This is a genomic window from Sorangium sp. So ce295 (genome assembly GCF_051527405.1).
Taxonomy (GTDB): domain Bacteria; phylum Myxococcota_A; class Polyangia; order Polyangiales; family Polyangiaceae; genus Sorangium; species Sorangium cellulosum_B.
The window spans coordinates 11,908,544-11,934,453 of sequence record NZ_CP150324.1 but is presented as its reverse complement, the minus strand read 5'-3'; the positions used below and the strand labels follow the sequence as shown (position 1 = coordinate 11,934,453).

Below are 25,910 nucleotides of genomic sequence, written 5' to 3'. Positions count from 1 at the left end.
GGGCGCGGGCTGGCGAGCGTCAGTTCGGCGCTGCGCGCGTGAAGGTGAGCCCTCCGGCCCCGCGGTCGATCCGCACCGTGTCTCCCTGCTTGAACTCGCCGCCGAGGATCCGCTTCGCGAGCTCGTCCTCGATGCTCCGCTGGATGGCGCGCTTCAGCGGCCTCGCGCCGTACTGCGGATCCCACCCCTGCTCGATGAGGTAGCCCTTCGCCTCGGACGAGATGGTGAAGAGCAGCCCGCGTCGATCCAGGCGCTTTCGCAGCAGATCGAGCTGGATATCGACGATCTGCTCCATCTGCTCGCGCGCCAGCCGCCGGAACACGATGAGATCGTCGAGGCGATTCAAGAACTCCGGGCGGAAGTGCTTCCGCACCTCCTCGATGACGGCCCTCCTCACGAGCTCGGCCTTCTCGTCCGCCGGCAGGTTCGCTCGCTCCTCGATCGCCGCGGCCGCCGGCGTCCCGAGGTTCGATGTCAGGATGATGATCGTGTTCTTGAAATCGACCGTGTGCCCCTGGCCGTCCGTCAGGCGGCCGTCGTCCAGCACCTGGAGGAGCGTGTTCCAGATGTCCGGGTGGGCCTTCTCGATCTCGTCGAACAGCACCACGCTGTAGGGCCGCCGGCGCACCGGCTCCGTGAGCTGGCCTCCCTCCTCGTAGCCGACGTACCCGGGCGGCGCGCCGATCAGGCGGGCCACCGCGTGGCGCTCCCCGTACTCGCTCATATCGAGCCGCACCATGGCCCGCTCGTCGTCGAAGAGGATCTCGGCGAGCGCGCGCGCGAGCTCGGTCTTGCCGACGCCGGTCGGCCCGAGGAACAGGAACGATCCGATCGGCCGGCGCTCGTCGCCGAGCCCGGCCCTCGAGCGCCGGATGGCGTTCGACACCGCGCGGAGCGCGTCCTCCTGCCCGACGACGCGCCGGCGCAGCTCTTCCTCGAGGCGCAGCAGCTTCTGCATCTCGCTCTCGAGCATCTTGGAGACGGGGATCCCGGTCCATTTCGAGACGACCGCGGCGATGTCCTCGTCGGTGACCTCCTCCTTCAGGTAGCTCTGCTTCGACTGCACCTGGGAGAGGGTGGCGCGGATCGACTCGAGCTTCTTCTCGATCTCCGGGATCTTGCCGTAATGGATCTCCGCGGCGCGCCCGAGGTCTCCGGCGCGCTTCAGCCGCTCCTCCTCGAGCCGGAGCTCCTCGATCTGCGGCTTGAGCCGGCGCAGCTCGGAGATGAGCTCCTTCTCGCGCATCCACTGCGCCCGCATCGCGTCGCGCTGCCCCTGGAGGTCGGCGATCTCGCGCCGCACCTCGTCGAGGCGGACCTTGCTCGCCTTGTCGCTCTCGCGCTTGAGCGCCTGTTCTTCCATCTGCAGCTTGAGCAGATCGCGCTCGACCTGATCGATCGGCGTGGGCAGGCTGTCGATCTCCATACGGATCTTCGACGCCGCCTCGTCGACCAGATCGATCGCCTTGTCGGGCAAGAAGCGCTCGGTGATGTACCGGTTCGACAGGACGGCGGCCCCGACGAGCGCCGCGTCCTGGATGCGGATCCCGTGGTGGACCTCGTACTTCTCCTTGAGGCCTCGCAGGATGGCAATCGTGTCCTCGACGCTGGGCTGCGTGACGAGCACCTGCTGGAACCGCCGCTCCAGCGCCGCGTCCTTCTCGATCCGCTTGCGGTACTCGTCGAGGGTGGTCGCGCCGATGCACCGGAGCTCGCCGCGCGCGAGCGCCGGCTTCAGCATGTTGGCCGCGTCCATGGCGCCCTCGGCCGCGCCGGCGCCCACCAGCGTGTGGAGCTCGTCGATGAACAGGATGATGCGACCGTTCGAGCCCTCGATCTCCTTGAGCACGGCCTTCAGCCGGTCCTCGAACTCCCCTCGGAACTTCGAGCCTGCGACCATGGCCGCGAGATCGAGCGCCGCGATGGTCTTGTCCTTGAGCGACTCCGGCACGTCGCCCGCGACGATGCGCTGCGCGATGCCCTCGACGATCGCCGTCTTGCCGACGCCGGGCTCGCCGATGAGCACCGGATTGTTCTTGGTGCGCCGCGAGAGCACCTGGATGACGCGCCGGATCTCCTCGTCTCGGCCGATCACCGGATCGATCTTGCCCTGTCGAGCGAGCTTCGTGAGATCCCGTGTGTACTTCTCGAGCGCCTGGAACTTCCCCTCGGGGTCCCGGTCCGTCACGCGCTGATTGCCGCGCACGGCCGCGAGCGACGAGAGGAGCTTGTCGTACGAGAGCCCCGCTCGTTCGAAGATCGATTGGATCTCCTTGTCGGCCTTGATGCCGGCGAGCAGGACGTGCTCTGTCGAGATGTACTCGTCCTTGAGCGCCTTCGCCTCGTCTTCGGCCTTCTGCAGGACCGTGAGCGCGCGCCTCGACAGGTTCGGCTCGGCGCCGCCGCTGACGCGAGGGTAGGTGTCGATCTTCGCGTCGAGGAGGCGCAGCACGCCTGCCGGATCGGCGCCTGCCTTCTGCACCAGGGGCGCGCCGACGCCGCCGTCCTGGCTGACGATCGCCCGCACAAGGTGCTCGGGATAGAGCTCGGGGTTTCCCCGACGGCTGCCGAAATCGACAGCGTCTCGTATGGCCTCTTGGGCCTTCGTCGTCATTCGCTCGATTTTCATGGCCCCTCGAAGCTAAGGCGGGTGCCCCGCCTAGCAAGGGGACATCCAAGCAAGCGGCTTGCCAAAAATGCGGAAGGGCGCTGAAGCGCGCTGAAGGGCGTTTGAAGGGACGCCGAAGAGGCGCTGAAGGGATACCGAGCGAACAGGGCAGGTGAGCGATGCAGCGGCAGCGCCCTGTCAACCCCCGACCGTGCGCAACGAGCGGGGGGCTCGACGCACCGCACGCCCGGGCGCGGAGCCGGGGCGCCGCGCCCCCGGGCGCAGGAGCCGCGCCGGGCGCGCAGGAGCCGCGCCCCGGCGACGCAGGCTCAGATATCGAGGTTCTTCACGTTGAGCGCGTTCTGCTCGATGAAGTTGCGCCGCGGCTCGACCTGATCCCCCATCAGGATCGTGAAGAGCTCGTCCGTCTTCACCGCATCGTCGATGCGGACCTGGAGGAGAGTCCGAGCGTCCGGGTTCATCGTCGTCTCCCAGAGCTCGTCGGCGTTCATCTCGCCGAGGCCCTTGTAACGGCTGATCGCGATGCCCTTCTTGCCGCGCTCCTCGATGTACTCGACGAGCGACTCTCCGTTCTCGATGGTCTCCTCGCCGCTCGACGTGCGCGCCCGGTACGGGGGCGCGCCGATGGACCGGAGGTCCTGCTCGATCGACCACGCTTCCTGGTACTCCGGCGAGTTCACCAGATCCCAGTCGATGACGCTCTTTCGCGCGCTCGCGCCCGGGCGCGGCACGACCTCGATCCGGCTCGTCCCGTGCTCCGTGTCCCGGGGCGTCGACAGCGTGAGCGGGAACAGGTCCGGATAGCGCTGCTTCAGGTAGGCGCGGAGCTCGTCGGCGGCCGCGGCGACCTTCTTGGTCTCGCGCAGGTCGTCGCGCCCGAGCCCGCTGGACCGCAGCAGCGCCGCCACGATCCGCGCGTCACAGCGCTTGTCGATGTTGGAGAGCACGGCGCGGAACCGCTTCAGGCGCTGCGCCAGCCGGTAGAGCGGCTGGCCCGCGATGCCCGTCTGGGCGCCGCTGGCGACGATCTCGAGCCCGTCCACGGCGTTGCCCACGAGGAACTCGTCGAGGGCGCCCTGGTCCTTCAGGTACAGGTCCCGCTTGCCCTTGCGCACGCGGTAGAGCGGGGGCTGCGCGATGAACAGGTACCCCTTCTCCATGATCTCCGGCATCTGCCGGAAGAAGAAGGTCAGCAGCAGCGTGCGGATGTGGGAGCCGTCGACGTCGGCGTCCGTCATCAGGATGATCTTCTGGTAGCGGAGCTTGTCGATCTCGAAGCCGCCGGCGTCGTTGATCCCGCAGCCGAGGGCGGTGATCAGCGTGCCGACCTCGGCGGAGCTCAGCATGCGGTCGAGCCGCGCGCGCTCGACGTTCAGGATCTTCCCCTTCAGCGGGAGGATCGCCTGGAAGTGCCGGTCGCGCCCCATCTTGGCGCTGCCGCCGGCGCTCTCGCCCTCGACGATGTAGATCTCGCTCTTCTCCGGGTCCTTGGACTGGCAATCGGCGAGCTTGCCCGAGAGCGAGGTCACGTCGAGCGAGCCCTTGCGGATCACCTCGCGCGCCTTGCGGGCCGCCTCGCGCGCCTTCGCCGCGACGACCGCCTTCTCGATGATCTTCTTCGCGCTCTGGGGGTTTTCTTCGAAGTACTGCCCGAGCTTGTCGCTGACGGCGGCCTCGACGATGCCCTTCACCTCGCTCGACACGAGCTTGGATTTCGTCTGCGAGTCGAACGACGGGTCCGGGTGCTTGATGCTGAGCACGCACGTCAGGCCCTCGCGCGCGTCCTCGCCCTGCAGGCCCTGCTTCAGCTCCTTGAAGAGGTTGTGCGCGCTCCCGTAGTTGTTGATCGTCTTCGTGAGCGCGGCGCGGAGCCCGGTGAGGTGGGTGCCGCCATCCTTGTTGTGGACGTTGTTCGTGTAACAGAAGATGGCTTCCGTGTAGGAGCCATTCCACTGCAGCGCGACCTCCACGCCGACCGGCGGAGTCGCGGAGCTGCCGCGGCCGTTCGCGCCGTCGCCCGTGGCGCCGGCCTCGTGCTGCGACACGAAGCTGATCACGTCGTCGTGAATCGGCTCCTTGGTCTTGTTGAGCAGCGACACGAACTCGGAGATGCCCCCCTTGTACTCGTAGATCTCCGCTCTCCCGTCGGGGCGCTGGTCGTGGAGGTGGATGATGAGCCCGGCGTTCAGGAACGCGAGCTCGCGCAGGCGGCTCGCGAGGATGTCGAAGCTGAACTCGACCGTGCTGAAGACGAGCGGATCGGGCTTGAAGGTGAGCTTCGTCCCCGTCTTGTCCGTCACGCCGATCCCCTTGAGCGGCGCCTTCGGCACGCCCCGGGCGTACTCCTGAAACCAGAGCTTTCCTTCGCGCTTGATCTCGAGCTTCAGCCACTCGGAGACGGCGTTCACGGCGCTCACGCCGACGCCGTGCAAGCCCGCAGAGACCTTGTAGCTGGAGTTGTCGAACTTGCCGCCGGCGTGGAGGACGGTCATGACGACCTCTGCCGCGCTCACGCCCTTGGCGTGCATCCCGACCGGGATCCCGCGGCCGTTGTCCTCGATCGACACCGAGCCGTCGAAGTGGACGGTGACCCTGATCTCGGTGCAGGCGCCGGCGAGGTGCTCGTCGACCGCGTTGTCGATGGCCTCCCAGACCAGGTGGTGGAGCCCCGATCCGTCGTGCACATCGCCGATGTACATGCCGGGTCGCTTTCGCACCGCTTCAAGGCCTTCGAGCGCCGTGATGCTGTGGGCGTCATACGACGCCTTGGTGAGGTCGGTCGGCTGGCTCAGGGTGGGTTCCGTCATCTCGGTCCTGGTGGCGCGCCCGCCGCCTCTCACCGGGGGCGCAGAGCGGCGGAGACCGCTCGGATTGCCGGAGTTCTTGCAGTGGAGGGGCCGGCTCGATGGCAGCTCGTCTGGTGACGACCCGGGCGCCGCGGCAGCGGCGCCGGATCGATTCCGGGGCCACGAGCGTTCATGTGCGGACCGCCCGTCGATGCCCCGTAAAGACTGCGGAAATGTAGCCGAAATCAGGGGCTCGGGCAAGCGTTTCGCCGGGTCCGGAAGGCTCGTAACACCGTATTTTCGGTGCCCGTCGGGGGCGCGTCTGGAGCATCCCAACTCGCGCGCTCCGGGGCCGGGATCAACGCGTTTGACGGCGGTCGCGGCGCGGTCGGCGGACGTTCGTCCATCGCGCGGCGCGCGCCGCGCGCGTCCGGCGCCCCCGCGACGAGCGTCAGCCGACCGCGCCGCCTTCGACGTGGAAATCGCGCCGCTCCGAGGAAGGTACGCCCGGCGTGACGATGAGATCGCGCCGCGTGGTCGTCAGGAATACCTGTCCGCGCGCCATTCCGAGGAACATGAACAGCGCAGCCGTCCGGTCGGGATCGAGCTCGCTCGACACGTCGTCGAGCAGGAGGATCGGTTCTACGCCCCGGACGGAAGCAATGGCAGCGGTCTCTGCTGCTTTGAGCGCGAGCGTGAGGGCCCTGTGCTGGCCCTGGGAGGCGACAACGCGGGCGGGGTGGCCGTCGAGCTCGAGCAGCAGGTCGTCTCGGTGGGGGCCGTAGCCCGCGCTCGGCCGGTGCGCGTCGCGGCGGCGCTGCTCGCGCAGCGCCTCGCGCGCGTGCTCGGCGTCGCCGCTGCCGCCCGGCGCGTACCGCGCGGCCAGCGTCAGGTCGGGCGCGGCGATGCGGGCGAAGGCGTGCGTGAGCTCCGGCGCCAGCGCCTGGACGGCGGCCTCGCGGGCGCGGGTCAGCGCGGAGCCATGGAGGGCGCAGAGCGCCTCGAAGGCGTCGAGCTCGGCGCTCGCCTGGGCCTGCGCGCCCCCGCCCCGGTGGAGCAGCTCGTGGCGCGCGCGGAGCGCCTGCGCGTAGCGGGCGCGGTGGTCGGCGCTCTGCGGGTCCATGAAGAGCGCCAGGCGATCGAGCAACGTGCGCCGCGCGCTCGCGGGCCCGGTGGACAGCGCGAGCTCCTCCGCGTGGAAGGCGACGACCGGCGATCGCGTCGCGAAGCTCGCCAGGCTCGGGGGCCGGTTGCCGTCGATGCGCACGACGCACCGCTTGTGCTCCACGGCGGCCGTCTGCTCGCGCGCGAGCGGCTGCAGCGCGTCCCGGCGCTCCACGAAGCGCGCCCGCGCGCTCGCGATGGGGGCGCCGTGTCGGACCAGCTCGGCCAGCCGGTGGGTGCGGAAGCTCCTCGAGGTCGCGGCGAAGTAGATCGCCTCGAGCAGGCTCGTCTTGCCCTGCCCGTTGTTGCCGGCGATCACGTTGATGCGCGGCGCGGGCTCGACATCGACGCGGCCGAGGTTCCGGAACTCGCGGATGTGGAGCCGCTCGAGCAGGAGGCTCGGGGAGCGCCCCTCGGGCTCGTCGGAGGGCGCGCTCAAATCCGCATCGGCATGATGACGGCGACGTAGCTCTGCTGGTTCGACTCGCTGCCGGGCCGGATCACGGCGGGGTCGAGCTCGCCGGAGATGCCGAGGATGACCTCCTCGTCGTCGATCGAGGCGAGCACGTCGAGGAAGTACTTCGCGTTGAAGCCGATGGTGACCTCGGGTCCGCTGTAGTCGACGGCCACCTCGTCGAAGCCGGCGCCGGTGTCGGGGCTCTCGCTGGTGATCCGGAGCGTCCCCGGCGCGATCGACAGCTTGACGCCGCCGGTGCGGTCGTTGGCGGCGAGCGCGATGGCGCGGAGGGCCTCGGCGAACGCGACGCGGGGGGCGCGGACCGAGCGCTCGGTGACCGACGGGATGACCTGCTGGTAGGGCGGGAACTGCGCGTCGACGAGCTTCACCGAGAACTGCATCCCGGCGATGTTGAAGAAGGCGTTCGGCCCGCTCTGGGTGATGGCGACCATCGGGGTCTCCTTCTCGGCGCGCGCCTCCTCGGCGAGGCGGCGGAGCTCCGTGATCGCCTTGAGCGGGATGAGCATGGTGGCCGTCGCGGAGCTGCCCGACACGGTCGCCTCCATCTTGGAGAGGCGATGGCCGTCGGTGGTCACCATCCTGACGCGATCGCCGGCCCACTCGAACAGGGCGCTGTTCACGTGGGCGCGGGTCTCGTCGGTGGAGATCGAGAAGTGGGTCCGGGTGATCAGGAGCGCGAGCTGCTCGACGGGGAGCTCCAGCGAGGGCGCGTCCACCGCCGGAGCGGGCAGCTGCGGGAACTCCGAGCCGGGGAGCCCGGGGAGCGTGTAGCGCCGGGGCGATCCCACGGCCTTGAGCGACGTGTGGGCGCCCTCGGTGGTGGTGATCTGGATCGGGCCATCGGGCATGGCCTTCACGCGCTCCAGCAGGTCCCTGGCCGGCACGGCGACGGTGCCGCCGGTCTTGATGTCCGCGTGGGTCTGGCCGGTGACGCCGAGGTACAGGTCGGTCGCGGCGACGCGGACCGCGTTGCCCTCGGCGGCGAGCAGGACGTTGGCGAGCGCGGGCATCGCGCTCTTTTTGTCCGCCACGCCTTGGCAGCGCGCGACGAGGCGAAGCAGATCTTTCTTGGGGATCACAAGGTCCATAGCCGACTCCGGAGCCGCTCCCTTTAGCAGGGTTATCGCCCGGGGGTGCGCTGGAAATGAGCGCTCGCGTGACCTTGCGCAACGCCTCTTCTTTCCATGAAATAGATAGATAAAGACATCGTCTTCGTCGTAGGCGCTGTGGAGGGCGGGGATAACTCAGAATGCGCAACGAATCCAACGAGTTAGAAGCGAACGCCCTGGGGTAAATGGACCGTCCTCAGGGGTAGGTGGACAGGGGAGAGCTGGCGGATGGCCGATCTCCCCCGTTTTGCCCCCAGGGTTGCCGGCGGGGTTATCCCCAAGGATCCCCCAGGGGGCGTGCGGGGTGATGTGGAACCGAGCGTTGCTGCATGCTCTACCCCGATGCGCTGTGCAGTTTCGAGCAGCACCTGGATGGAGTATTTCAAATTGTACGGACTTGAGTTCGGTGCGGTGCATCCACTGCGGTAGCCACCACGATCTCGCGGTGGTCGTGTGTCCGGCGACCGGGCTGGTCGTCGCTCCGGCCGATCCGCCGCCCTCCCGCGCGGGCGCTCGCGCTGGCGTGGCTCCGTCGCAGCCGATCCACCGGCCATCGGCGAATCCTTCGTCGAGGGTGGCGCCGCCGTTGCTGAGGTGGCCGGCGGGCGTGACGCCGAGCTCATCGGTGCGCGGCGCGCTGGCGCCAGGTGCGGAGCAGCGCGCTTTCGCGTCACGCGCTCCGTCGTCTGCCATGGCGGGCTCGCGGACGCCGGCATGGCCCGGGGGCCGCGGCGTGGGCCCGACCTCTTCCGGGCGTTCGCTGCTCGGCCACGTGATAGGCGACAAGTACGCGGTCACCGCCATCATCGGGGAGGGTGGCATGGGCGCGGTGTACGAGGCGGAGCACCTCCAGATCGGGCGGCTGGTCGCTGTCAAGGTGATGCATCCGCGGGAGACCCAGAAGCGCGAGGCCATCTCGAGGCTGGAGCACGAGGCGCGGGTCGCCGGGCGGATCGGTCATCCCAACATCTGTGAAGTGTACGATATGGGGTGGCTCCCTGACGGCAGTCCCTACCTCGTGATGGAACGTCTCCACGGGGAGACGCTGGCGCAGCGGATCGAGCGCTGTGGTGTCGTTCCGCCGAACGAGCTCGTCGACATCATGCTCCAGGTGCTCTCGGCGCTGGTGACGGCACATGATCGCGGGATCGTCCACCGGGATCTGAAGCCGGAGAACATCTTCCTCTCGGAGCGCGCCGGCATGTTGCCGGTGGCCAAGCTGCTCGATTTCGGCATCTCCCAGGCCTCAGGCATGGCTGGGGTGATGACGGATCTGACCCGCACCGGCATGGTGATGGGCACGCCGTATTACATGGCGCCCGAGCAGGCACGGGGGGACGTGGAGCTTGACCGCCGGCTCGATCTGTGGGCTGCGGGCGTCATCCTGTACGAGGCGCTGACGGGCCAGCGCCCGTTCGTGGCCCGCAACTACAATGCGTTGCTCGTCCAGATCCTCACGCTGTGGCACCGGCCGGTGACTGAGCTCGATCCGACGATTCCGCCCGGTCTCTCGCGCCTCGTGGATCGCGCTCTGGCGAAGGCGCGGGATGAACGATTCCAGAGCGCGCGGGAGTTCCTGGAAGGGCTGCGGCGGTTCAAGAACCAGGTGCCGGTGTCACAGAAGCGCCGGCTGGAGCGCGTCGCCGTTCAGAAGGTCGTCGACGACCACTCCTGCGGCGGCGCTGTGCACAGACCGAGCGAGCCGGTCGCGGAGACGAATGACGGGCAGTCTCGAGACGATGAGTCGGAAGACCGACCGACGATTCCGTCGTTGAGCCCGCTCGAAGCGGAAGCGGAGCTCTCCGACGATTCCGAGGCGACCGTCGTTGATCCGCCAGCGTTCCCGGAGGACATCACCACCGTCGTTCAGGGCGAAGGTCGCGCTCGAGGCGGCGACAAGAGCTGACGGGAACGCGAGCGCAGGAGCGAGGTGAGCGCGGTGAGGACGATCGAGCGCGTGGTGGCCCGTGGCGTCGTGAAGACCTACGGAGCGACGGCGGCGTTGCGTGGGGTGAACGCGACGATCGAGGCAGCGCGATTGACGCTCATCGAGGGGGCGAACGGGTCGGGCAAGTCGACGCTGCTCGGGATCCTCGGGACCGTGATCCGTCCCACGTCGGGCGCGGTGGACTACGAGCCGCTCGGCGACGACGTCGGGACGGCGCGCGGGACCATCGGCTGGCTGTCCCACGAGTCGCTGGCGTACCCGGACCTCTCCGGTCGGCAGAACGTCGAGCTGGCGGCCGGCTTCCACGGGCTGGACGCGCACGAGGCGTGGCGTCATGCGGAGGAGCGCTTCGAGCTCGGGAGCTTTGCGCTAAGGCCGCTCCGCACGTGTTCGCGCGGCCAGCGACAACGAATCGCGCTCGCGAGAGCCCTGGTGCACCAGCCTTCGCTGGTGCTGCTGGATGAGCCGACCACGGGCCTCGACCGCGCAGGGGTGGCGCGGCTGCTCGCCGTCGTGGATGCGGAGGTGGCGCGGGGCGCCGCGGTGGTCGTGGTGTCCCACGAGCCGGAGGTCTTCCGGGAGCGGGCGGCCGCCCGTCTCGTGCTGGAGCGGGGTCGCGTCGTCACCGGCGCGTCCTGACGAGGCGGACCGGTCCTTCGGAAGTCCCGCGAACCCGCCGAGTGGGGCCTCGAACCGGAGCTCAGAACCGGGTACTCGGGTCCGGTAGCTCGGCTTGATTTCTCACGACCTCGGGGCTGCTCACCCCCTTGCACGTGACGATGTCTCGCTACGACAGCGCGAGACGCGCCAGGGCGACCTGCGCCGCGGCGAGCGATGCCGGCGCTGTTGGAGCGGCGCGTGGCATCACGACGGCGCCGGACGCAATGCCGAGCGCGGCGAGCTCCTCCGCGTTCGTGCCGGTGGATGCATCGGGCACTGTCGGCGGGTTCAGCACGATCACGGCTGGCGGAAGACCAGGGGCGAGCGCACGGAGGGCGAGCATGCAGCAAGCGACCTCGTGAAGGATGCCCAGCCGATCGAGGCCGACCAAGACGACGGCATCGGGCGAGAGTGCGCGCACGAGGTCTGCGTTCGTCAGTTCCGGTCCGAGCGGTGAGAGGAGCGCGCCGGCGCTCTCCACGATCGCGAGGGGAGCGGAGTGCCTGTCGACCCACGTGGTGGCGACGTCCAGCGAGATGGTGCGTCCGCAACGGCGCGCTGCCAGATGAGGGGAGATCGGTTCAGCGAAGCGGTAGGGTGCTGGCTCGGGCTGGACCGAGCTGACGAGCGCCAGCTGTTCAGCGTCGGTCGTCGAGGTGCCGTCGATGCCCGATTCGATGGGCTTCAATCCGCAGACCTTGTCGCCGCGCGCCGCCAGCGCTGCGACCAGCGCGACCGACACGTGCGTCTTGCCCACCCCGGTCCCGGTTCCGACCACGGCGACCCGGATCCGTCCTGTTTCACGTGAAACAGGATGTCCCCTCATCGCATCGCCTCCCGGAACCCTGCGAGCGCACGCTCCACGTCCAACTCGGAGAGCGACGCGTTCGCGACGATGCGGAGCCGCGACGTGCCCGCCGGCACCGTCGGCGGCCGGATCGCCTGGACAAGGACGCCCTCGCTCGCCAGGCGCCGAGACATCTCCACCGCGGCCCCCGGCGACTTCAGAAGCCAGGGGAGGATCGGCCCCGAGGAATCAGCAAGCAGCTCGGCTCCCAGCGCCAGCAGACCGGAGCGAAGCCGGCGGGTGATCATCGCCAGGCGCGCCCGAGCCGGGTCGTCCGCGGCGGCGCGGTGGACCCGCTCCACCGCAGCGAGCGCCACCACGGGACTGATGCCGGTCGAATAAACGAAGCTCCTGGCGCGGTTCCACAGGTAGGTTCGCAACGTCGAGGAGCCCGCGACGAAGGCGCCGTGGAGCCCGAGCGACTTGCCGAGCGTGCCGATGAGCACGTCGGGGCGCACCCCGGCCTCGGCGCAGAGGCCAGCTCCGCGCGGTCCGAAGACACCGAGGGCGTGCGCCTCGTCCACGATCAACGCGGCGTCGTGACGATCGCAGAGCTCACGGAGGCGGCGGAGGTCGGGGGTGTCGCCATCCATGCTGAAGAGCGATTCGGTCACCACCCACCGGCGGCGCGCGCCCCTGGCCCGCTCGAGGGCGCTCTCCACCGCGTCCAGGTCGACATGGCCCACCACCTCGACCGTCGCCCCCGAGAGACGACATCCGTCGATGAGCGACGCGTGGTTCAGCGCGTCCGACACGACGACATCCCCCGGCCTGGCCAGCGCAGCGACGGTGCCGACGTTCGCCGCATACCCCGAGGAGAACAGCAGCGTCGCTTCCACGCTCAGCCATGCGGCGATCTCCCTCTCAGCCAACAGGTGGGCCTCGTGGGTCCCGCTCACCAGCCGGGACGCCCCCGCACCGCTCGCGGTCCCGACCTCGGAAGGCAAGGCGAGCCCGGCGTAGCCGAGGTAGTCGTTGGAGCACAGGACCAGCAGCCGGTCGGAAGCCGGGGCAGCAGGGGGTGTGCGCAGCAAGCCGGCGCGCTCCATCTCGGAGAGCTCGTCCTGAAGATGGCGAAGGGCGTTCACGCCTCCAGGCGTGGGGTCGAGGGCCTGGAAAGCTTCATCCATGGGTGCAGGCATGCCATCTCCAGTCAGCGGCAGGGCCGCTCAGCGGGACCCCGCCAGGTACGGGCACTCCAGCTCAGCGCGTGCTGTCGTTCGCTCCGCTGGACGAGGGCGACTCGGGACCGGCGCCGAGGACCGCGTCGACCCGCTGCAGAATACGGCCAAATGCGTCCCGCGCGCGCCCCGCGATGACCGACGCCCGGGTCCGCTCCTGCTCGAGATCGTGCGCGAGCGCGATGGCGGCGAGCAACATGGCCTGGGGGGTCACGGCGCGGCCGGCGGGCACAACGGTAGCGAGCTTTTGATCGACGACCGCGGCGAGCCGCTGGAGCTCTTCGTCGCTCGCGGACGTCACCACGCGGTAGGTCTGACCTCCTACCCGTAGCTGCACTGTGCGTCGCGCCATTGCCCCCGGACGCTACCATGAACGCTAGCAGGCGCGCAGGGCGGGCTGCGCGGTGCGAACGGAGGGACTCACCGGCGACGGACGCGACGCACCGAAGACGAACTCCGGAGAGCCTCACGCAGGGCGGGGCTCCGTGCAGCAGAATTCAGGCGCGCTCCCCGCCAGCGCCCTGTAGCATCGCTCCATCATGGCCACCGCGGGCCGCCCAGCTGCCTTGGTTGCCACGCTCCTCGGAGTCGTTCTCCTCCACGGCGCAGCCCGTGCCGAGCCCCAGGCGAGCGCCGGCGTCACCGTTGGCCTTGCCGGCGTCGGCCTCGACCGGCAGCTGTGGGACTCCACGGTCTTCCACCTCGGGCTGCGCGGGGACGTCCTGTTCGGCCGCGCTGCCAACGACGACTTCGGCGTCGGTCCCTACGCCGAGGTGCTCACCCACGCGTTCGACGAAATCCAGACCGGCGCGGGCGTCTCCGTGCTCGCGCCCATCCACGACTCGTTCCCCCTGGTCCTCTCCACCGGCGCCTACGGCCGGTGGAGCGATGACGCTCGCAGCGTGAAGCCAGGGATCGCCGCCGCCATCTTCTGGGGCGGACGCAGCTACAACTTCCACTCGCGCTACGGGATGAGCACCGGGCTGCTCGCCCAGGGGCGGTTCGGGCTCGGCGGCTCGAAGGAGACCGCGGTCGTCCTCGCGGCGCAGCTCGATCTCGCGCTGCTCGCCCTTCCGTTCGTCTACCTCTTCGAGGCTGCGAAAGGGCCGTCGCCCGAAGCAGCCCCGGTGCCCCGCGCCGGACCGGCGCGGTGACAGGGGCTCGGGCCGGGGCCTGCGGGGAGCGCTCTACAGGCCGAAGCTTGCGATGTGATCGGCGCAGGGCTGACCGAGGTCACGACAGTCCTGAGGGCCCCGGGCGCCAGGGCAGGCGCCCTCGAGCTCCTTGGCGTCCTCGCACTCCTCGTTCGCGGAGCTGTAGCAGCAGTCCGGCGGAGACGTGTCGACGCACCGGCTGCAGGCGAAGCAGACCCTGATGGGGTAGGTCCACTCCGTTGTCTCGACCTCCTGGCCGCCCAGCGTCCTGCCGCGCAGCACCACCGTCGCCCACACCTGGATATCGAGCCGTTGCTGCGCGGCCTGCCTGCGCAAGGTTTCCATCGTGGCGCCGTCGAGCAGGAGGACCTCGGTGCAGTTGTAGCCGGGGTCGCCGGACGAGCCCGGGTCGACCGTGCCGGTGATCGGAACGACGTAGCCCGGCGTCACGTCATTGCCCTCGATGTCAGCGACACGGACCTCGGCCTCGTAGAGCTGGACGCGGGACGTCTCCGTCCGGAGGACGTCGGGGTCGCCGCGCTCCACGATCTGGTTGCCCACCAGGAGCATCGCGCTGTGGCTGCCCACATAGGCCGAGTCCACCGCGTCCTCGGTCCAGAACGGTTCACTGGGACCGCAGCTCACGGTGCAGTCCCCCGTCTCTGCCATCCGCATGCGGATGAACAGGCTGCTCTCGTTGTCGGCGCATGCAGACCCGAGCAGGCCACCCGACGTCGCGAGCAGCGCGAGCGCGCACAACCTCCTCGCGAGGCTGGGCGTTGCGTTCACGGACCCTTCTCCTTCATCAGTCATGTCCAACGCCTCCACCGCGGAAATGAACATCAGCAGCGAACAACGAGCGCCGCTGATGCAAGTCGACCTGCCGGATCGTACTGCGCGAGCCGACCCACGGCCGGGGCGAAAAGAGTAGCGGGTCAGGCCGCCGACCGGCAAATTCGCGATGGCCGTCGCCGTCCGAAGAGCGACATCACCGCGCCTCGCGGGAACCACGCGTGAGCTCCAGATACGCTACGATGCCGCCGGCCAGATGAGCAAACCCGAGGAGAGCGGCGCCGTCGGCGAGTGGAGTCGCCTCGCGATCACCGAGCGCGCCGAAGGCGTCCGCATCTCGGTCCAGGTGCGCCCGAAGTCGTCGCGCTCGGCCATCGTCGGGGTGCGCGAGGGCGCGCTCGACGTGTCGTTGACCGCGCCGCCCGTGGAGGGCGCCGCCAACGCGGAGCTCGTCAAGCTGCTCTCGCGCGCGCTCGACGTGCGCCAGAGCGATGTCCAGATCGCCCTCGGCGCGAGCGGCAGGAGCAAGGTCGTCGCCGTCCGCGGGCTCAAGGAAGCCGAGGCGCGAAAGCGGCTCGCCGGGGCGAAGCGATGAAGGAAAACGTCGTCCGGTTCGAGAAGTGGGAAGGTCTTGGCAACGACTTCATCCTGGTCGAGGCGGTCCCGATGACCGCCGAGGCGGCGCGGCGCCTCTGCGACAGGCGGTTCGGCATCGGCGCCGACGGCGTGCTCGTGATCGAGCGCGAGCAGCCGCGCATGCAGGTCTGGAACGCCGACGGGAGCCGCCCCGAGATGTGCGGCAACGGGATCCGCTGCGTCGCGGCCTACCTCGTCTCCCGCGGGACCCCCCAGAAGGCGCTCACCATCGCGACCGACGCCGGCGACAAGCGGTGCGAGGTCACACGGGCGGGCGATCGCTTCGACGTGCTCGTCGGCATGGGCCGGGCCCGCATGGGCGAGACGCTCGTCGTCACAGCGCTCGGCGCGGAGCACCGGTTCGCCTGCGTGGACGTCGGCAACCCGCACGCGGTGACGTTCGATCCCTACACGGAGGACGCGATCGATGAGCTCGGGCCGATCGTCGCGACAACGCCGGTCGAGGGCATCAACGTCGAGTTCTGCCGCGTTCGACCGGCCGACCACGGCGAGGCCGCGCGCATCGACGTGACCGTCTGGGAGCGCGGGGTAGGCCGCACGCTGGCGTGCGGCACGGGCGCCTGCGCCGTGGCGGCCGCGGCGTGCGCGCAGGGCCGCGCGCCGTACGGGGCGCCTCTCCGCGTGGCGCTGCCGGGCGGCTCGCTGCGCATCACCGTCGCCCCCGGATCCCTGGAGCTGCTCATGCAAGGCCCGGCGCGCCGGGCGTTCTCGGGCGAGGTGGTGATCGCGTGACCGCCTCACTCGAGGGGGTCTGGGGTCCTGGCCGGGCGCCGGCCCACGAGTTCTCGCTCAAGGTGCTCGCCGTCATCGCCGACGAGGCGACCCGCACGCTGTTCTCGCGGGTCATCACGTCCGATGAGCTGATGCTCGCCGGCGATCTCGCCGAGGGGATCGTCCTCGCCGAGACCGCCGCGCCCGACGTCGCCTTCATCGATGTCGGGCTCGGGGAGGGGGCCGGCCTCGCCATGGTCCACCACCTGAAGGCCCTCGCGTCCGAGGCCACCGTCTTCGCGCTGGCGACGAGGGCGGAGCTCGAGGCGGGCGCCCATGCGGTCGCGCTCGGCGGCGCCGGGCTCTTCCTGCTGCCGCTCGGCGGGGACGAGGTGCTGAACGCCGTCGGCTCGGTGCGCCTGCGCTTCGCCGAGCGGGCTCTCCGGATGCAGCTCGAGCAGGAAGCCGCGCGCAGCGCGCGCGCTGCCGGGTGGATCGCCCGCGTGGCCGAGCTCGCCGATGCGCGCGACCGCAACGCGGCGGCTCAGCAGCTCGCCGAGGTGTTCGTCGAGGCGACGGGCGCGGCGGCAGCCGCCGTCTACCTGGCCGCCGGAGAGCGCTCCAGCGAGCTGGTCCGCTCCGCGACGATGGGGCCGCTCGACCGGGCGCCCGCCTACGGGACCGAGACCGACATCCTCGATTTCGCCCGGCGCGAGCAGCTCATCGTCGTCCCGCTGGCGCTCCGCAAGCTCGCCGCGGGGCATCTCCTTCTTCAGAAGGAGCCCGGCCGCAGCTCCGCGTTCCCGTCGGTGAGGCGCCCGGACAGCGCGGCCTCGACCCCGCGGCGCGCCCCGCTCCTCGACGGCCTCGTCAAGCTGCTCGCCACGCAGGCGACGACGGCGCTGGCCCTCCTCGGCGAACGCGAACGCTCGGCGGGTGGCGCCGCGATGAAGGATCCGGCGTCGAGCGCCTACTCGTTCGCCTACTACGTCGACGTCGCCGGCCGGGAGATCGACAAGGCCAGGCGGTACGGCCGCCGGTTCACGATCGCGACCATCGTGATCGAGCCGGATGCAGCGGCCGCACCGGAGCGCCCAGGCGACCTCGCTTTCTGGAGGACCACGCCGGCGCCCCCTGCGAACACGCACAACCCGGGTCAGGTCGTCGAGCACCTGCTCCGCGCCGTGCGCGACACCGACATCCTGGCCCGCGTCGACGAGAACGAGTTCCACCTGCTCATGCCCGAGACGGCCGCGCTCGAGGCCCACGCCTGCCATCGACGGATGCTCTCCCACGTCGCCGAGAGCGAGAAGCGGGCCGGGTACCTGCCGAAGGGGCTTCTCGTCGGGGTCGCCACCTTCCCCCATGACGGCCAGAGCCTCGCTCAGCTGCTCCGCATCGCCCGGCGGCGCGCCGACGCCACCAAGTCCTCGATCGTCCACCGCGTCCCTCAGGACCGGCGGAGCATCGGCGAGATCGTCAGCCTCCTCGTCCGGGAGCCCCCCGCGCCCGGCGGAGCTTCCGCGATCTCGGCGCCCCGCGCGCTCGATCTGTCGGTGTCCGATACGATCCTGCTCGCGACGTCGGTCGTCAGGAACGCGCTCCGCGGAGGCGCCGTGTTCCTGCTGGTCGCTCACCACGACGGGCTGAGCCTGGGAGCGCAGGTCAAGGCGCAGCTGGCCTCGCCGCGCGACGACGTGGTGGTGCACACCGTCGACCTCCGCTCCTCGCCAGGGTGCGACGACATCGAGGCGCTCTGTGTCCTCGCGGAGCACGGCGCCTATGCCCTGGTAGGGCGCAATCAGGGGGGGTTCGTGAAGGGTATCCACGCCGCCGATCCGCTGCTCGCGGACTTCCTCGCCGAGCGGCTCGGCCGCGCGGCCGGGCTGCGGGTCTTCGGCTGACTCGGAGGGCGCCGATCCAGTGTCTCGCAGGGTGCTGTTGGTTGATTCGGACGTGGACGCGCTCGGCGCGCTCGCGTCGGCGCTCAGGGCGCGTGGTCTCACCGTGACCAACGCGAACGGCGCGTTCGAAGCCGTGGAGCAGGCGTTCAAGCGCCGGCCCGACGTCGTGCTCGCCGCCAGGGCGCTCGACGAGGACAACGCGCTCGCGGACGCGTTCGCCGCCGTCCCCGACCTCGCCGATACGCCGATCCTCTTCCTCGTCGACGGCGCCGAGGGCGATCCGGGCTTCGACGAGGTCCTGCGGGGCGACGTCGATCACATCGTCTCGCGGATCACCGAGGCGTCGCCGCGCGGCTCCAAGCCGACGGTGCCGCAGGAGATCCGCGGAGACCTCCAGCAGGTCCCGCTCGTCGACCTGCTCCAGCTGCTCGCGATGAACCGCCGGAGCGGCACCCTCGGCATCACGACGCCGACCGGGGCAGGGGAGCTGCGGCTCCTGGCAGGGGAGGTGATCGATGCCGTCTACCGCCGCCTCGAAGGGGAGAAGGCGCTTTACCGGCTGCTCGGCGAGCGGGACGGACACTTCGCGTTCTCACCCGGCGAACCGGCGAGCGTGCGCCGCATCATGGCGCCGACCTCGCGTCTCCTGATGGAAGCGCTCCGCCAGGTCGACGAGGTCCAGCGCCGGCGCTCCGAGCTGGCGCCGGCCGGTGAGGCCTTCCTGGTGACCGAGCCCGCCAGCGACGATCTCGACCTGTCCCCGCTCCCGGACCACGAGACGTTCAGCGTCGACGCGACCTTCGGCGACAGCGCCGCATCGGACCGAGCGAGCGCCGCGCCCCTGGCGAGCGCCATGGCCTCGCTGCCCGACTTCACCGCCTCGTCGACGCCGGCCAGCGACGTGAAGGGCAACCGCGGCGGGTCGATGCCGCCGCCGCCCACGCTCCGCGCCGCGGAGCCGGCCGCGTTCAGGCTCGAGGCGCTGCGCACCCCGACGACGTCACCGCCGGCGCCCCTCGGAGAGCCGGCGGAGCGCGCGGCCGTGGCCGAGAAGCTCGCGGCGCTGCTCCAGATGCCGCACAACCTCGACGAGCTGCTCGACGAGATCAGCGGGCCCGATCTCCTGATCCTCGAGGTCCTGATGGAGCTCACGGCCTCCGGGAAGATCCGCCGCATCTCGCTCGCCGATCTCACGACGCCGTTCGCGCCGTCGGAGCACCTGCCGGTCCTCCGGTCCCTGGTGACCCGGCTGGCCCGGCCCGGCTTCGCCCCGCCGCCCCACCTCGTCATCGCCGCGAGCACGCGCCGCATGGCGACGCTCTCTCATGCGGTGCGCCGCATCGGAGACGCCGTCGTCCCCGCCGAGCCTCCGCCGCAGGCGGCGATCCCGAGGCCGCTCGGCGTGATCCGGCTCGGCGACGGCGTCGAGCTCGCGCTGGTCGGTCTCCCCATCGAGGAGAGCTTCGCGCCAGCCTGGCCGCTCGCCCTGCACGGCGCGGCCGCGGTCGTCCGGCTCGGTGACGGCGGTGAGGACGCGCTGGCGGCGCACTGCGAGGCCCTGGAGCTCCTGCTGCTCGACGCAGAGGCCATGATGGGGCCGCTCGATCTCGCCTCGCCAGGACAGATCACACTGCTCGTCCGCGCCGCGCTCGAGGCCGCCGCGGGCGTGTGACCGGCCGACGAAAACGTAGCTTCAGAACGGATCTTCCGGGTTTCTCGCCTCGGAAACCGGCGTTTGACTCGGTGGCTCGCGGCGTTGCGAGGGCAGGTTTCTGCTATCGTCGCACACGCCTCGCTTCAGCAGTTCGGCGAGGAGAGGAGCGCGATCGTGCTTATCGGAGTCCCCAAGGAGATCAAGACACGTGAGTACCGCGTCGGCATGACGCCCGCGGGAGTCCGGGCCCTGGTCGGGCACGGGCACAAGGTCCTCGTGGAGTCCGGCGCCGGCGAAGGCAGCGGGATCTCCGACGAAGCCTACGGACGCGCGGGCGCCCTCATCGCGAGATCGGCAGCGGAAGCGTGGAGCGCCGACATGGTCGTGAAGGTGAAGGAGCCGCTCCCCGCCGAGTACGGCCACTTTCGCCAGGGTCTCGTCCTCTATACCTACCTGCACCTGGCCGCCGAGCCGGATCTCACCCGGGAGCTCGCCAGGCGAGGCGTGACCGGCGTCGCGTACGAGACCATCCAGCACGAGGACGGCTCGCTGCCGCTGCTGCGGCCCATGAGCGAGGTGGCCGGCAGGATGGCCGTTCAGGTCGGCGCCTCGTGCCTGGAGAAAGAGCGGGGCGGCAAGGGCGTGCTCCTCGGCGGCGTGCCGGGGACGCGGCGCGGCCGCGTGGCGATCCTCGGCGGCGGCGTGGTCGGCCGGAACGCTGCGACCATCGCGGTCGGGATGGGGGCGCAGGTCACCGTGCTCGACGTCCGCGCCGAGACGATGAGCTACCTCGAAGACGTGTTCGGGGGCGCGATCGAGACGCTCTACTCCAACGCGGAGAACATCGAGATGATGTGCGAGCGCGCCGATCTCGTGGTCGGCGCGGTGCTCGTGCCCGGCGCCAAAGCGCCCCAGCTCGTGACCGAGGAGCACATCCGCCGCATGGAGAGAGGGACGGTCGTCGTCGACGTCGCCGTGGATCAGGGCGGGTGCATCGCGACGTGCCGCCCGACGACCCACGACAACCCGACCTACGAGGTGCACGGGGTCGTCCACTACTGCGTCACCAACATGCCGGGCGCGGTCTCGCACACGAGCACCTGGGCGCTCACGAACACGACGATCGGCTACGCGGTGGCGATCGCCAACCAGGGCATCGTCGCCGCGGCCAAGGCCGACAGGTCCGTCGCCCTCGGCATCAATACCCACGGCGGCCACGTGACGTACGGCCCCGTCGCGGCGGCCCACCGGCTGGAGTACGTGCCGGTCGAACGCGCGCTCGGCTGACCGGGAGCGCGACCTCGTGGCAGCCAAAAAGAAGAAGAAAATCGCGATCATCGGCGGTGACGGCATCGGCCCGTCCGTCATCGCTGAGGCGAAGCTCCTGCTCGAGCTCTATCAGGAGCGAGCAGGGCTGCCGATCGACCTCTGGGAGCTCGATCTCGGCGCCGACCGGTACCTGCGCGACGGGACGACCTTCCCGAACCAGATCCAGATCGCCATCCAGCGCGAGTGCTCGGCGGTGCTGCTCGGCGCCCTGGGTGATCCCCGCGTACCCAACCTGGAGCACGCGCGCGACATCCTCTTCGGCATGCGCTTCGGCTACGACCTCTACGCCAATGTGAGGCCCGTCCGCGCGCTGTCGGACCGGCTGGTGCCGCTCAAAGGCCGCACGGCGAAGGACATCGACTTCGTGGTGTTCCGCGAGAACACCGAGGGGATCTACGTCGGGATGGGCGGGCAGTTCAAACGCGGCACCCCCGACGAGGTCGCGATCAATGAGGACGTAAATACGAGGAAGGGCGTCGAGCGGATCATCCGCGCGGCGTTCGACTACGCGCGCGTGAACGGTCGGACGCGGGTCACGATGGCGGACAAGTCGAACGCGATGCGGCACGCGCACGAGCTCTGGCTGCGCGTCTTCCACGAGGTGCGCGCCCAGTATCCGGAGATCCAGTCGAACCACGTCTACGTGGACGCCCTCTGCCTGTACGTCATCCAGGATCCCGCGCAATTCCAGGTGATCGTGACGAACAACCTGTTCGGCGACATCGTGACCGATCTCGGCGCGGCGCTGCAGGGGGGGCTCGGCATGGCGGCGAGCGCGAACGTGCACGCGTCCGATCCGGCGCGGGTCGCGCTGTTCGAGCCGGTGCACGGGTCGGCGCCGCCGCTCGCCGGCAAGGACATCGCGAACCCGTTCGCGGCGATGCTCACCGCGGGGCTGCTGCTCGCTCACCTCGGGTGGCCCGAGGAAGAGCGCCGCATCGAGCGCTGGGTCTCCCAGGCGCTCGACGAGGGGAGGTGCACGGTCGATGTGGGCGGCACGCTCGGCACGCGCGCCGCCGGCGCATGGGTCCGGGAGCAGATCGCCGCCGAGCTGGGGCCGCCGTGAGGTGACCCGGGGGCGCCGGCGCGCGGCCGGGGGCCACGGGCGCGGGGGCGCGATCGCCGAGAAGTTCGGGTGTCCGATCCTCCTGTGATACGGGACCGCCAATGGGCGTAGGATCGACGGCAGTGGAGCACGCGGGGCCGCGCAGCAATCCAGCGAGCGAGGCTCGGCAAGAGCGGCTGGGCGGAGCGCGCGCCGAGTTCGTGGCGAACCTGGGTCGCCGCGTGGCGGAGCTCCGCGAGATGGTCCGGCGGATCGAGGCAGAGGGCGATGCGCCGCGGCTCGTCGAGGAGCTGAAGCGGCGCCTGCACTCGCTCGGCGCGGGGGCGCGCCTCCTGCGCTTCGTGCGCGTCGCCGAGCGGCTCGCCGAAGGGGAGTCGCAGGTCGCCGCCGCGAACGGCGCGCGGCTCGGCGGCGAGGCCGCGGCGGCCCTGCGGAAGCTGCTCGAGGAGCTGCCCGCCCTGGCCTGGGGGCAGTCGGCCATGGGCGAGCAGGCGGCGCCCGCGCGCGCCGCCGCGCCGCTCGAGCAGGCGCCGGCGCCGCCCCGCGCGCGCGCCGCCGCGGAGCAGCCGAACGCGCGCAGCGCCAGCGCGCGGCCGGAAGGCGCGGTTGCGGCCAAGGGCCAGGCCACGACGTGGATCGCGGGCGTGAGCAACGGCCGCGCGCTCGCCGCCGAGCCGCTCTCGCTCGAGGATGAAGAGGAAGCGCGCGCGTCCTCGACGCGCGGCGCGGAGCAGGCGCCCCCCGCCGAGGCGCCCGAGGCCGCGCCGGCCGCGTCGATCGACGCGCCGATCACGGTCCTCGTCGTGGGCGCCGCGCCGCTCGCCGAGGCGCTCGACTCGGCCATCGCCGACGCCGGGCCGTCGTTCGAGGTCGAGCGGACCGACGACGTGGAGACGGCGATCGATCTCGCGCGGGCCTTCGCGCCGGATCTGGTCCTGCTCGACGCGGACATGCCGGGCGCGCGCGGGCTGGCGGAGGCGCTGGCCGCCGATCCGCTGACCGACCTCGTCCCCGTCGTCGCCGTCGGCCGCTTCACGCGGCCCGAGGACGCGGCCCCCTACGTGGCGCTCGGCGCCGCGCGCGCGCTGCCGAAGCCCGTTTCGCCGGACGCGCTCCGGCGCGCCGCCGCGGAGGCAGCGGTGGCCTGCGTGCGCGCTGAGACCGCGCGCGCCGCGCGCGGGCCGCTCGGGGCCGTCAACCTCGACGAGCTCGGGGCGCGCCTCGCCGAGGAGCTCCGCCGCGGCCTCTGCGACGCCGCCGAGCCGAGGAGCCGCGGGGAGCACGTGGATCTCGGCGACGGCGCCGAGGTCCTCGCGGCGCTCTGGGGCGCGGTGGCGCGCATCCGCGATCTCGTGACGATCCGCTCGCAGGGCGGCGTGCGGTTCTCGCCGAACGGGCCGGAGGGCGCGCTGCCGCTCGCCCCGTGGATGATCGCGCCGAGCGCGCCCGAGGGCGAGCGCTCGCGGCTGCACAGCGAGATCCGCGCGAAGTCGCCGGCGCGCACGATCAGCGCGTCGAGCGCGGCGCCGGGCGACGCGGCGCTCGACGCGATCGACATCGTGGTGGCGGACGACGATCCGGCGGTGACGTGGTTCCTCGCCGGCGTGCTCCGGGCCGCGGGCGCGAATGTGCACGAGGCGCACGACGGCGCGCGGGCGCTCGACCTCGCGTACCAGACGACGCCGGACCTGGTCGTGAGCGACGTGCTGATGCCGCGGCTCGACGGCTTCGCCCTCTGCCGCGCGCTCAAGCGCGACGTCGCGCTGCGCGACGTGCCGGTCATCCTGCTCTCCTGGAAGGAGGACCTGCTCCAGCGGCTCCGCGAGCTCGGCGCCCAGGCCGACGGCTACCTCCGCAAGGAGGAGAGCGCCGCGGCCTTCGTGCAGCGGGTGCACGAGGTCCTGCGGGGCAGGCGGCGCGTCGCGGAGCGCATCGCGACGGGCGGCGAGGTCCGCGGGCGGCTCGACGGCATGACGGCGCGGACGCTGCTGTCGCTCTCGTGCTCGCGCCGGCCCGACGCGCTCGTGTCGGTCCGGGACGCCGCGTTCCTGTACGAGGTGCTGCTCAAGGACGGCCGCCCCGCCGGCGCGACCCGGACGGCGCAGGACGGGACGTTCCACCGCGGCCCCTCCGTGCTCGCGGCGCTCCTCGGCGTCGGCTCCGGCCGCTTCGTGGTGGCGCCTCTGCCGGAGAGCGAGCTCGCGGCGCCGCCGCGCCCCGGGTTCGAGGGGACGCTCGCGGAGCAGCTCCTGCCCGCGATCGCGGCGGCCCGGGCCGCCCAGCGGCTGTTCCACGGGCCGCCGTTGATGCAGGTCGAGCGCGTCGTCCTCGACCTGGAAGGGATGGGCGCGACCGCCGACGCGACGCCCGAGCCGGCGCGCTCGCTCCTGAGAGCGCTCGCCCGGGGGACGTCGCCGCGATCGGTCATCACCTCGGGGGAGTTCGCCGCGGGCCTCGTCGAGGACGTGCTCAACGACGTCGCGGCCCGCGGCGGCGTGCGCCGGGTGATCAGCCGCGAGGGAGAGGACCTGCTCGCCCCCGCCGTGGCCTACGAGGAGGAGACGCTCCGCGGCGTGCGGCGCCTCCCGGAGCGGGCCGCCCCGGTCGCGGCGCTGCCACCCGAGCTCGCCGGCGACGCCGCCGCCGCGTCGTCGCGCGCCTCGGTCGAGCTCACCGACGATCAGCTCACGGTGGTGCCCGGCTCGGTGGCGCCGCGATCGGCCATGCCGGCGCGCGGCTCGGCGGCGCCGAGCTCGGCGGTGTCAGGGCCGGGCTCGGCCATGTCTATCCCCGTGCTGTCCGTGGACGGTGAGGACGAGGACACGGCGTTCGCGAGCGCGGACGAGGAGGCGACGGCGCTGTCCGGCGCGCTGGTCAACGCACGGGTTCCGAGCGATCTCGCCGAGCTTCAAGGTGATGTGGTCAGCGTGCGCGCGGCGCGTAGCCCCCAGGTGGACGCCGCTCTGCTGGCGGGCGTGACGCCGGCCGTTCCCGGCGTGGCGCCCGCGCCCCGCAGGCCGGAGGCCACCCTGCCCGCGCTGGAGTACCCGAAGCCCGAGCGGCTGATGACGCTGGGCTCGCTCCCGCCGCCGCCCGTCGTCGAGGCGCCGGCGCCCGCGGCGCTCAAGGTCCCCTCGGCGCCGCCCGTCGCGCGGCTCGCGGCCCCCGCCCCGGCGCCCGCCGTCGACGAGTCGCCCACGCCGCGCCGCGTGCGCCGTCCGTCGGCCTACGTGCCGACGCCGCAGCCGCCCGCCCGCGACAACCGCATGACGATGTGGGTCCTCTTCGCGGTGGCGGCGTTCGTCTTCGCGGTCGCCGCGCGGTTGTCGCGCGATCACGAGCTGCAGGGCGCCTCGCTGACCTCCGACCAGCCGAGCCCGCCAGCCGCGGAGCCCGCGACCGCTGCCCCGCCCGGCGCTGTGCCAGCCGCCGCCGGCTCGTCGAGCGTGGTCGCGGCGGCGGTCGCCGCCACGCCGGCCCCGGCTGCCGCCGGGCCGATCGGCGAGACGACGTCGAACCCCGTGCTCCCCGAGGATCTGCCGCTGGCCGCCGAGCACAAAGTGCCCGAGGGGCAGGGCATGCTGGAGGTGATCGCCGGCGCGGGCGACACGCTCTTCGTGGACGGGCGGAAGGTCGGCACCGGCAGCGTCAAGCTGCCGCTCGCGCCCAAGGACGGCGCCTACGAGATCCGGGCGAAGCTCCGGGACGAGGAGCGCGTGCGTTTCGCGGTCGTCAAGGCCGGCCGCCTCACCCGGCTCCGCGTCGCGCCGCCGTGGCGCCGCTGAGCGCGCCACGAGCGCTCCCCCAGGCAATCGAGAAGCCCGCGCTCGCCCCGGGGTGC

18 protein-coding genes are annotated in these 25,910 nt (G+C 71.4%); 10 read left to right on the top strand and 8 right to left on the bottom strand.

Translation table 11 applies throughout. The features are described 5' to 3' along the window. Positions 1-19: 19 nt before the first annotated feature. The 4 genes from clpB to dnaN all read right to left on the bottom strand — a co-directional run bounded on the left by clpB (position 20) and on the right by dnaN (position 8,145). Complete coding sequence (gene clpB / locus WMF11_RS45345) at positions 20-2,629, bottom strand: ATP-dependent chaperone ClpB (protein WP_437905253.1); 2,610 nt, start codon at positions 2,627-2,629, stop codon at positions 20-22. Positions 2,630-2,937: 308 nt separating this feature from the next. After that, positions 2,938-5,436 carry a DNA topoisomerase (ATP-hydrolyzing) subunit B gene (gene gyrB, locus WMF11_RS45340; protein WP_437905252.1) on the bottom strand — a complete coding sequence of 833 codons (2,499 nt, stop codon included), beginning with the start codon at positions 5,434-5,436 and terminating at the stop codon, positions 2,938-2,940. A 430-nt stretch (positions 5,437-5,866) separates the two neighbouring features. Beyond that, positions 5,867-7,018, bottom strand: a complete 1,152-nt coding sequence (recF, locus tag WMF11_RS45335) for a DNA replication/repair protein RecF (protein WP_437975158.1) — start codon at positions 7,016-7,018, stop codon at positions 5,867-5,869. Beyond that, entirely contained in the window at positions 7,015-8,145 is a 1,131-nt protein-coding gene (gene dnaN / locus WMF11_RS45330) for a DNA polymerase III subunit beta (RefSeq protein ID WP_012240773.1), read from the bottom strand. The genes recF and dnaN overlap by 4 nt, the downstream gene beginning before the upstream one ends. Before the next feature lie 370 nt (positions 8,146-8,515). On the opposite strand from dnaN, the gene WMF11_RS45325 reads away from it, so the two are divergent. Continuing rightward, on the top strand, positions 8,516-10,072 hold the full coding sequence (locus tag WMF11_RS45325) for a protein kinase domain-containing protein (protein WP_437975157.1): 1,557 nt from the start codon (positions 8,516-8,518) through the stop codon (positions 10,070-10,072). A gap of 33 nt (positions 10,073-10,105) precedes the next feature. Continuing rightward, positions 10,106-10,753, top strand: a complete 648-nt coding sequence (locus WMF11_RS45320; protein WP_437905250.1) for an ATP-binding cassette domain-containing protein — start codon at positions 10,106-10,108, stop codon at positions 10,751-10,753. Between the two features lie 148 nt (positions 10,754-10,901). Here WMF11_RS45320 and bioD read toward each other — a convergent pair whose 3' ends face one another. From bioD to zapA, 3 genes are all read right to left on the bottom strand, one after another. Further along, complete coding sequence (gene bioD, locus WMF11_RS45315) at positions 10,902-11,600, bottom strand: dethiobiotin synthase (RefSeq protein WP_437905249.1); 699 nt, start codon at positions 11,598-11,600, stop codon at positions 10,902-10,904. Further along, positions 11,597-12,751 carry an aminotransferase class I/II-fold pyridoxal phosphate-dependent enzyme gene (locus tag WMF11_RS45310; protein ID WP_437975156.1) on the bottom strand — a complete coding sequence of 385 codons (1,155 nt, stop codon included), beginning with the start codon at positions 12,749-12,751 and terminating at the stop codon, positions 11,597-11,599. Before WMF11_RS45310 ends, bioD begins: the two co-directional genes overlap by 4 nt. A 73-nt stretch (positions 12,752-12,824) precedes the next feature. After that, complete coding sequence (gene zapA, locus WMF11_RS45305; protein ID WP_012240768.1) at positions 12,825-13,154, bottom strand: cell division protein ZapA; 330 nt, start codon at positions 13,152-13,154, stop codon at positions 12,825-12,827. 187 nt (positions 13,155-13,341) lie between these two features. Here zapA and WMF11_RS45300 point away from each other — a divergent pair, with 187 nt between their 5' ends. After that, positions 13,342-13,956: a hypothetical protein gene (locus tag WMF11_RS45300; protein WP_437975155.1), complete on the top strand. Its 615-nt coding sequence runs from the start codon at positions 13,342-13,344 to the stop codon at positions 13,954-13,956. 33 nt (positions 13,957-13,989) lie between these two features. Here the strand turns inward: WMF11_RS45300 and WMF11_RS45295 are convergent, their stop codons facing one another. Further along, positions 13,990-14,745: a hypothetical protein gene (locus WMF11_RS45295; protein ID WP_437905246.1), complete on the bottom strand. Its 756-nt coding sequence runs from the start codon at positions 14,743-14,745 to the stop codon at positions 13,990-13,992. 259 nt (positions 14,746-15,004) lie between these two features. Here WMF11_RS45295 and WMF11_RS45290 point away from each other — a divergent pair, with 259 nt between their 5' ends. From WMF11_RS45290 to WMF11_RS45260, 7 genes are all read left to right on the top strand, one after another. Then, positions 15,005-15,343, top strand: coding sequence for a DUF167 domain-containing protein (locus tag WMF11_RS45290; RefSeq protein WP_437546856.1), 339 nt, complete (start codon positions 15,005-15,007; stop codon positions 15,341-15,343). Then, positions 15,340-16,137: a diaminopimelate epimerase gene (gene dapF / locus WMF11_RS45285; RefSeq protein ID WP_437905245.1), complete on the top strand. Its 798-nt coding sequence runs from the start codon at positions 15,340-15,342 to the stop codon at positions 16,135-16,137. The genes WMF11_RS45290 and dapF overlap by 4 nt, the downstream gene beginning before the upstream one ends. Further along, a complete protein-coding gene (locus WMF11_RS45280) occupies positions 16,134-18,020 on the top strand; it encodes a diguanylate cyclase domain-containing protein (protein WP_437975154.1) in 1,887 nt (628 codons plus the stop codon). The genes dapF and WMF11_RS45280 overlap by 4 nt, the downstream gene beginning before the upstream one ends. A 31-nt stretch (positions 18,021-18,051) precedes the next feature. Next, complete coding sequence (locus WMF11_RS45275) at positions 18,052-19,692, top strand: DUF4388 domain-containing protein (protein ID WP_437975153.1); 1,641 nt, start codon at positions 18,052-18,054, stop codon at positions 19,690-19,692. A gap of 156 nt (positions 19,693-19,848) precedes the next feature. Next, positions 19,849-20,961 (top strand): alanine dehydrogenase, encoded by a 1,113-nt coding sequence (ald, locus tag WMF11_RS45270; protein WP_437905242.1) that lies wholly within the window; start codon positions 19,849-19,851, stop codon positions 20,959-20,961. Positions 20,962-20,977: 16 nt separating this feature from the next. After that, on the top strand, positions 20,978-22,069 hold the full coding sequence (locus tag WMF11_RS45265; protein ID WP_437975152.1) for an isocitrate/isopropylmalate dehydrogenase family protein: 1,092 nt from the start codon (positions 20,978-20,980) through the stop codon (positions 22,067-22,069). 101 nt (positions 22,070-22,170) lie between these two features. Beyond that, positions 22,171-25,854 (top strand): response regulator, encoded by a 3,684-nt coding sequence (locus tag WMF11_RS45260; RefSeq protein ID WP_437975151.1) that lies wholly within the window; start codon positions 22,171-22,173, stop codon positions 25,852-25,854. Positions 25,855-25,910 lie beyond the last annotated feature (56 nt).

Excerpts from the sequence above, each read along its gene's own strand:
- dapF (WP_437905245.1), top strand. The coding sequence starts at position 15,340 with ATGAAGGAAAACGTCGTCCGGTTCGAGAAGTGGGAAGGTCTTGGCAAC.
- clpB (WP_437905253.1), bottom strand. The coding sequence starts at position 2,629 with ATGAAAATCGAGCGAATGACGACGAAGGCCCAAGAGGCCATACGAGAC.
- WMF11_RS45300 (WP_437975155.1), top strand. The coding sequence starts at position 13,342 with ATGGCCACCGCGGGCCGCCCAGCTGCCTTGGTTGCCACGCTCCTCGGA.
- WMF11_RS45310 (WP_437975156.1), bottom strand. The coding sequence starts at position 12,751 with ATGGATGAAGCTTTCCAGGCCCTCGACCCCACGCCTGGAGGCGTGAAC.
- gyrB (WP_437905252.1), bottom strand. The coding sequence starts at position 5,436 with ATGACGGAACCCACCCTGAGCCAGCCGACCGACCTCACCAAGGCGTCG.
- WMF11_RS45260 (WP_437975151.1), top strand. The coding sequence starts at position 22,171 with ATGGGCGTAGGATCGACGGCAGTGGAGCACGCGGGGCCGCGCAGCAAT.
- dnaN (WP_012240773.1), bottom strand. The coding sequence starts at position 8,145 with ATGGACCTTGTGATCCCCAAGAAAGATCTGCTTCGCCTCGTCGCGCGC.
- bioD (WP_437905249.1), bottom strand. The coding sequence starts at position 11,600 with ATGAGGGGACATCCTGTTTCACGTGAAACAGGACGGATCCGGGTCGCC.
- zapA (WP_012240768.1), bottom strand. The coding sequence starts at position 13,154 with ATGGCGCGACGCACAGTGCAGCTACGGGTAGGAGGTCAGACCTACCGC.
- WMF11_RS45290 (WP_437546856.1), top strand. The coding sequence starts at position 15,005 with ATGAGCAAACCCGAGGAGAGCGGCGCCGTCGGCGAGTGGAGTCGCCTC.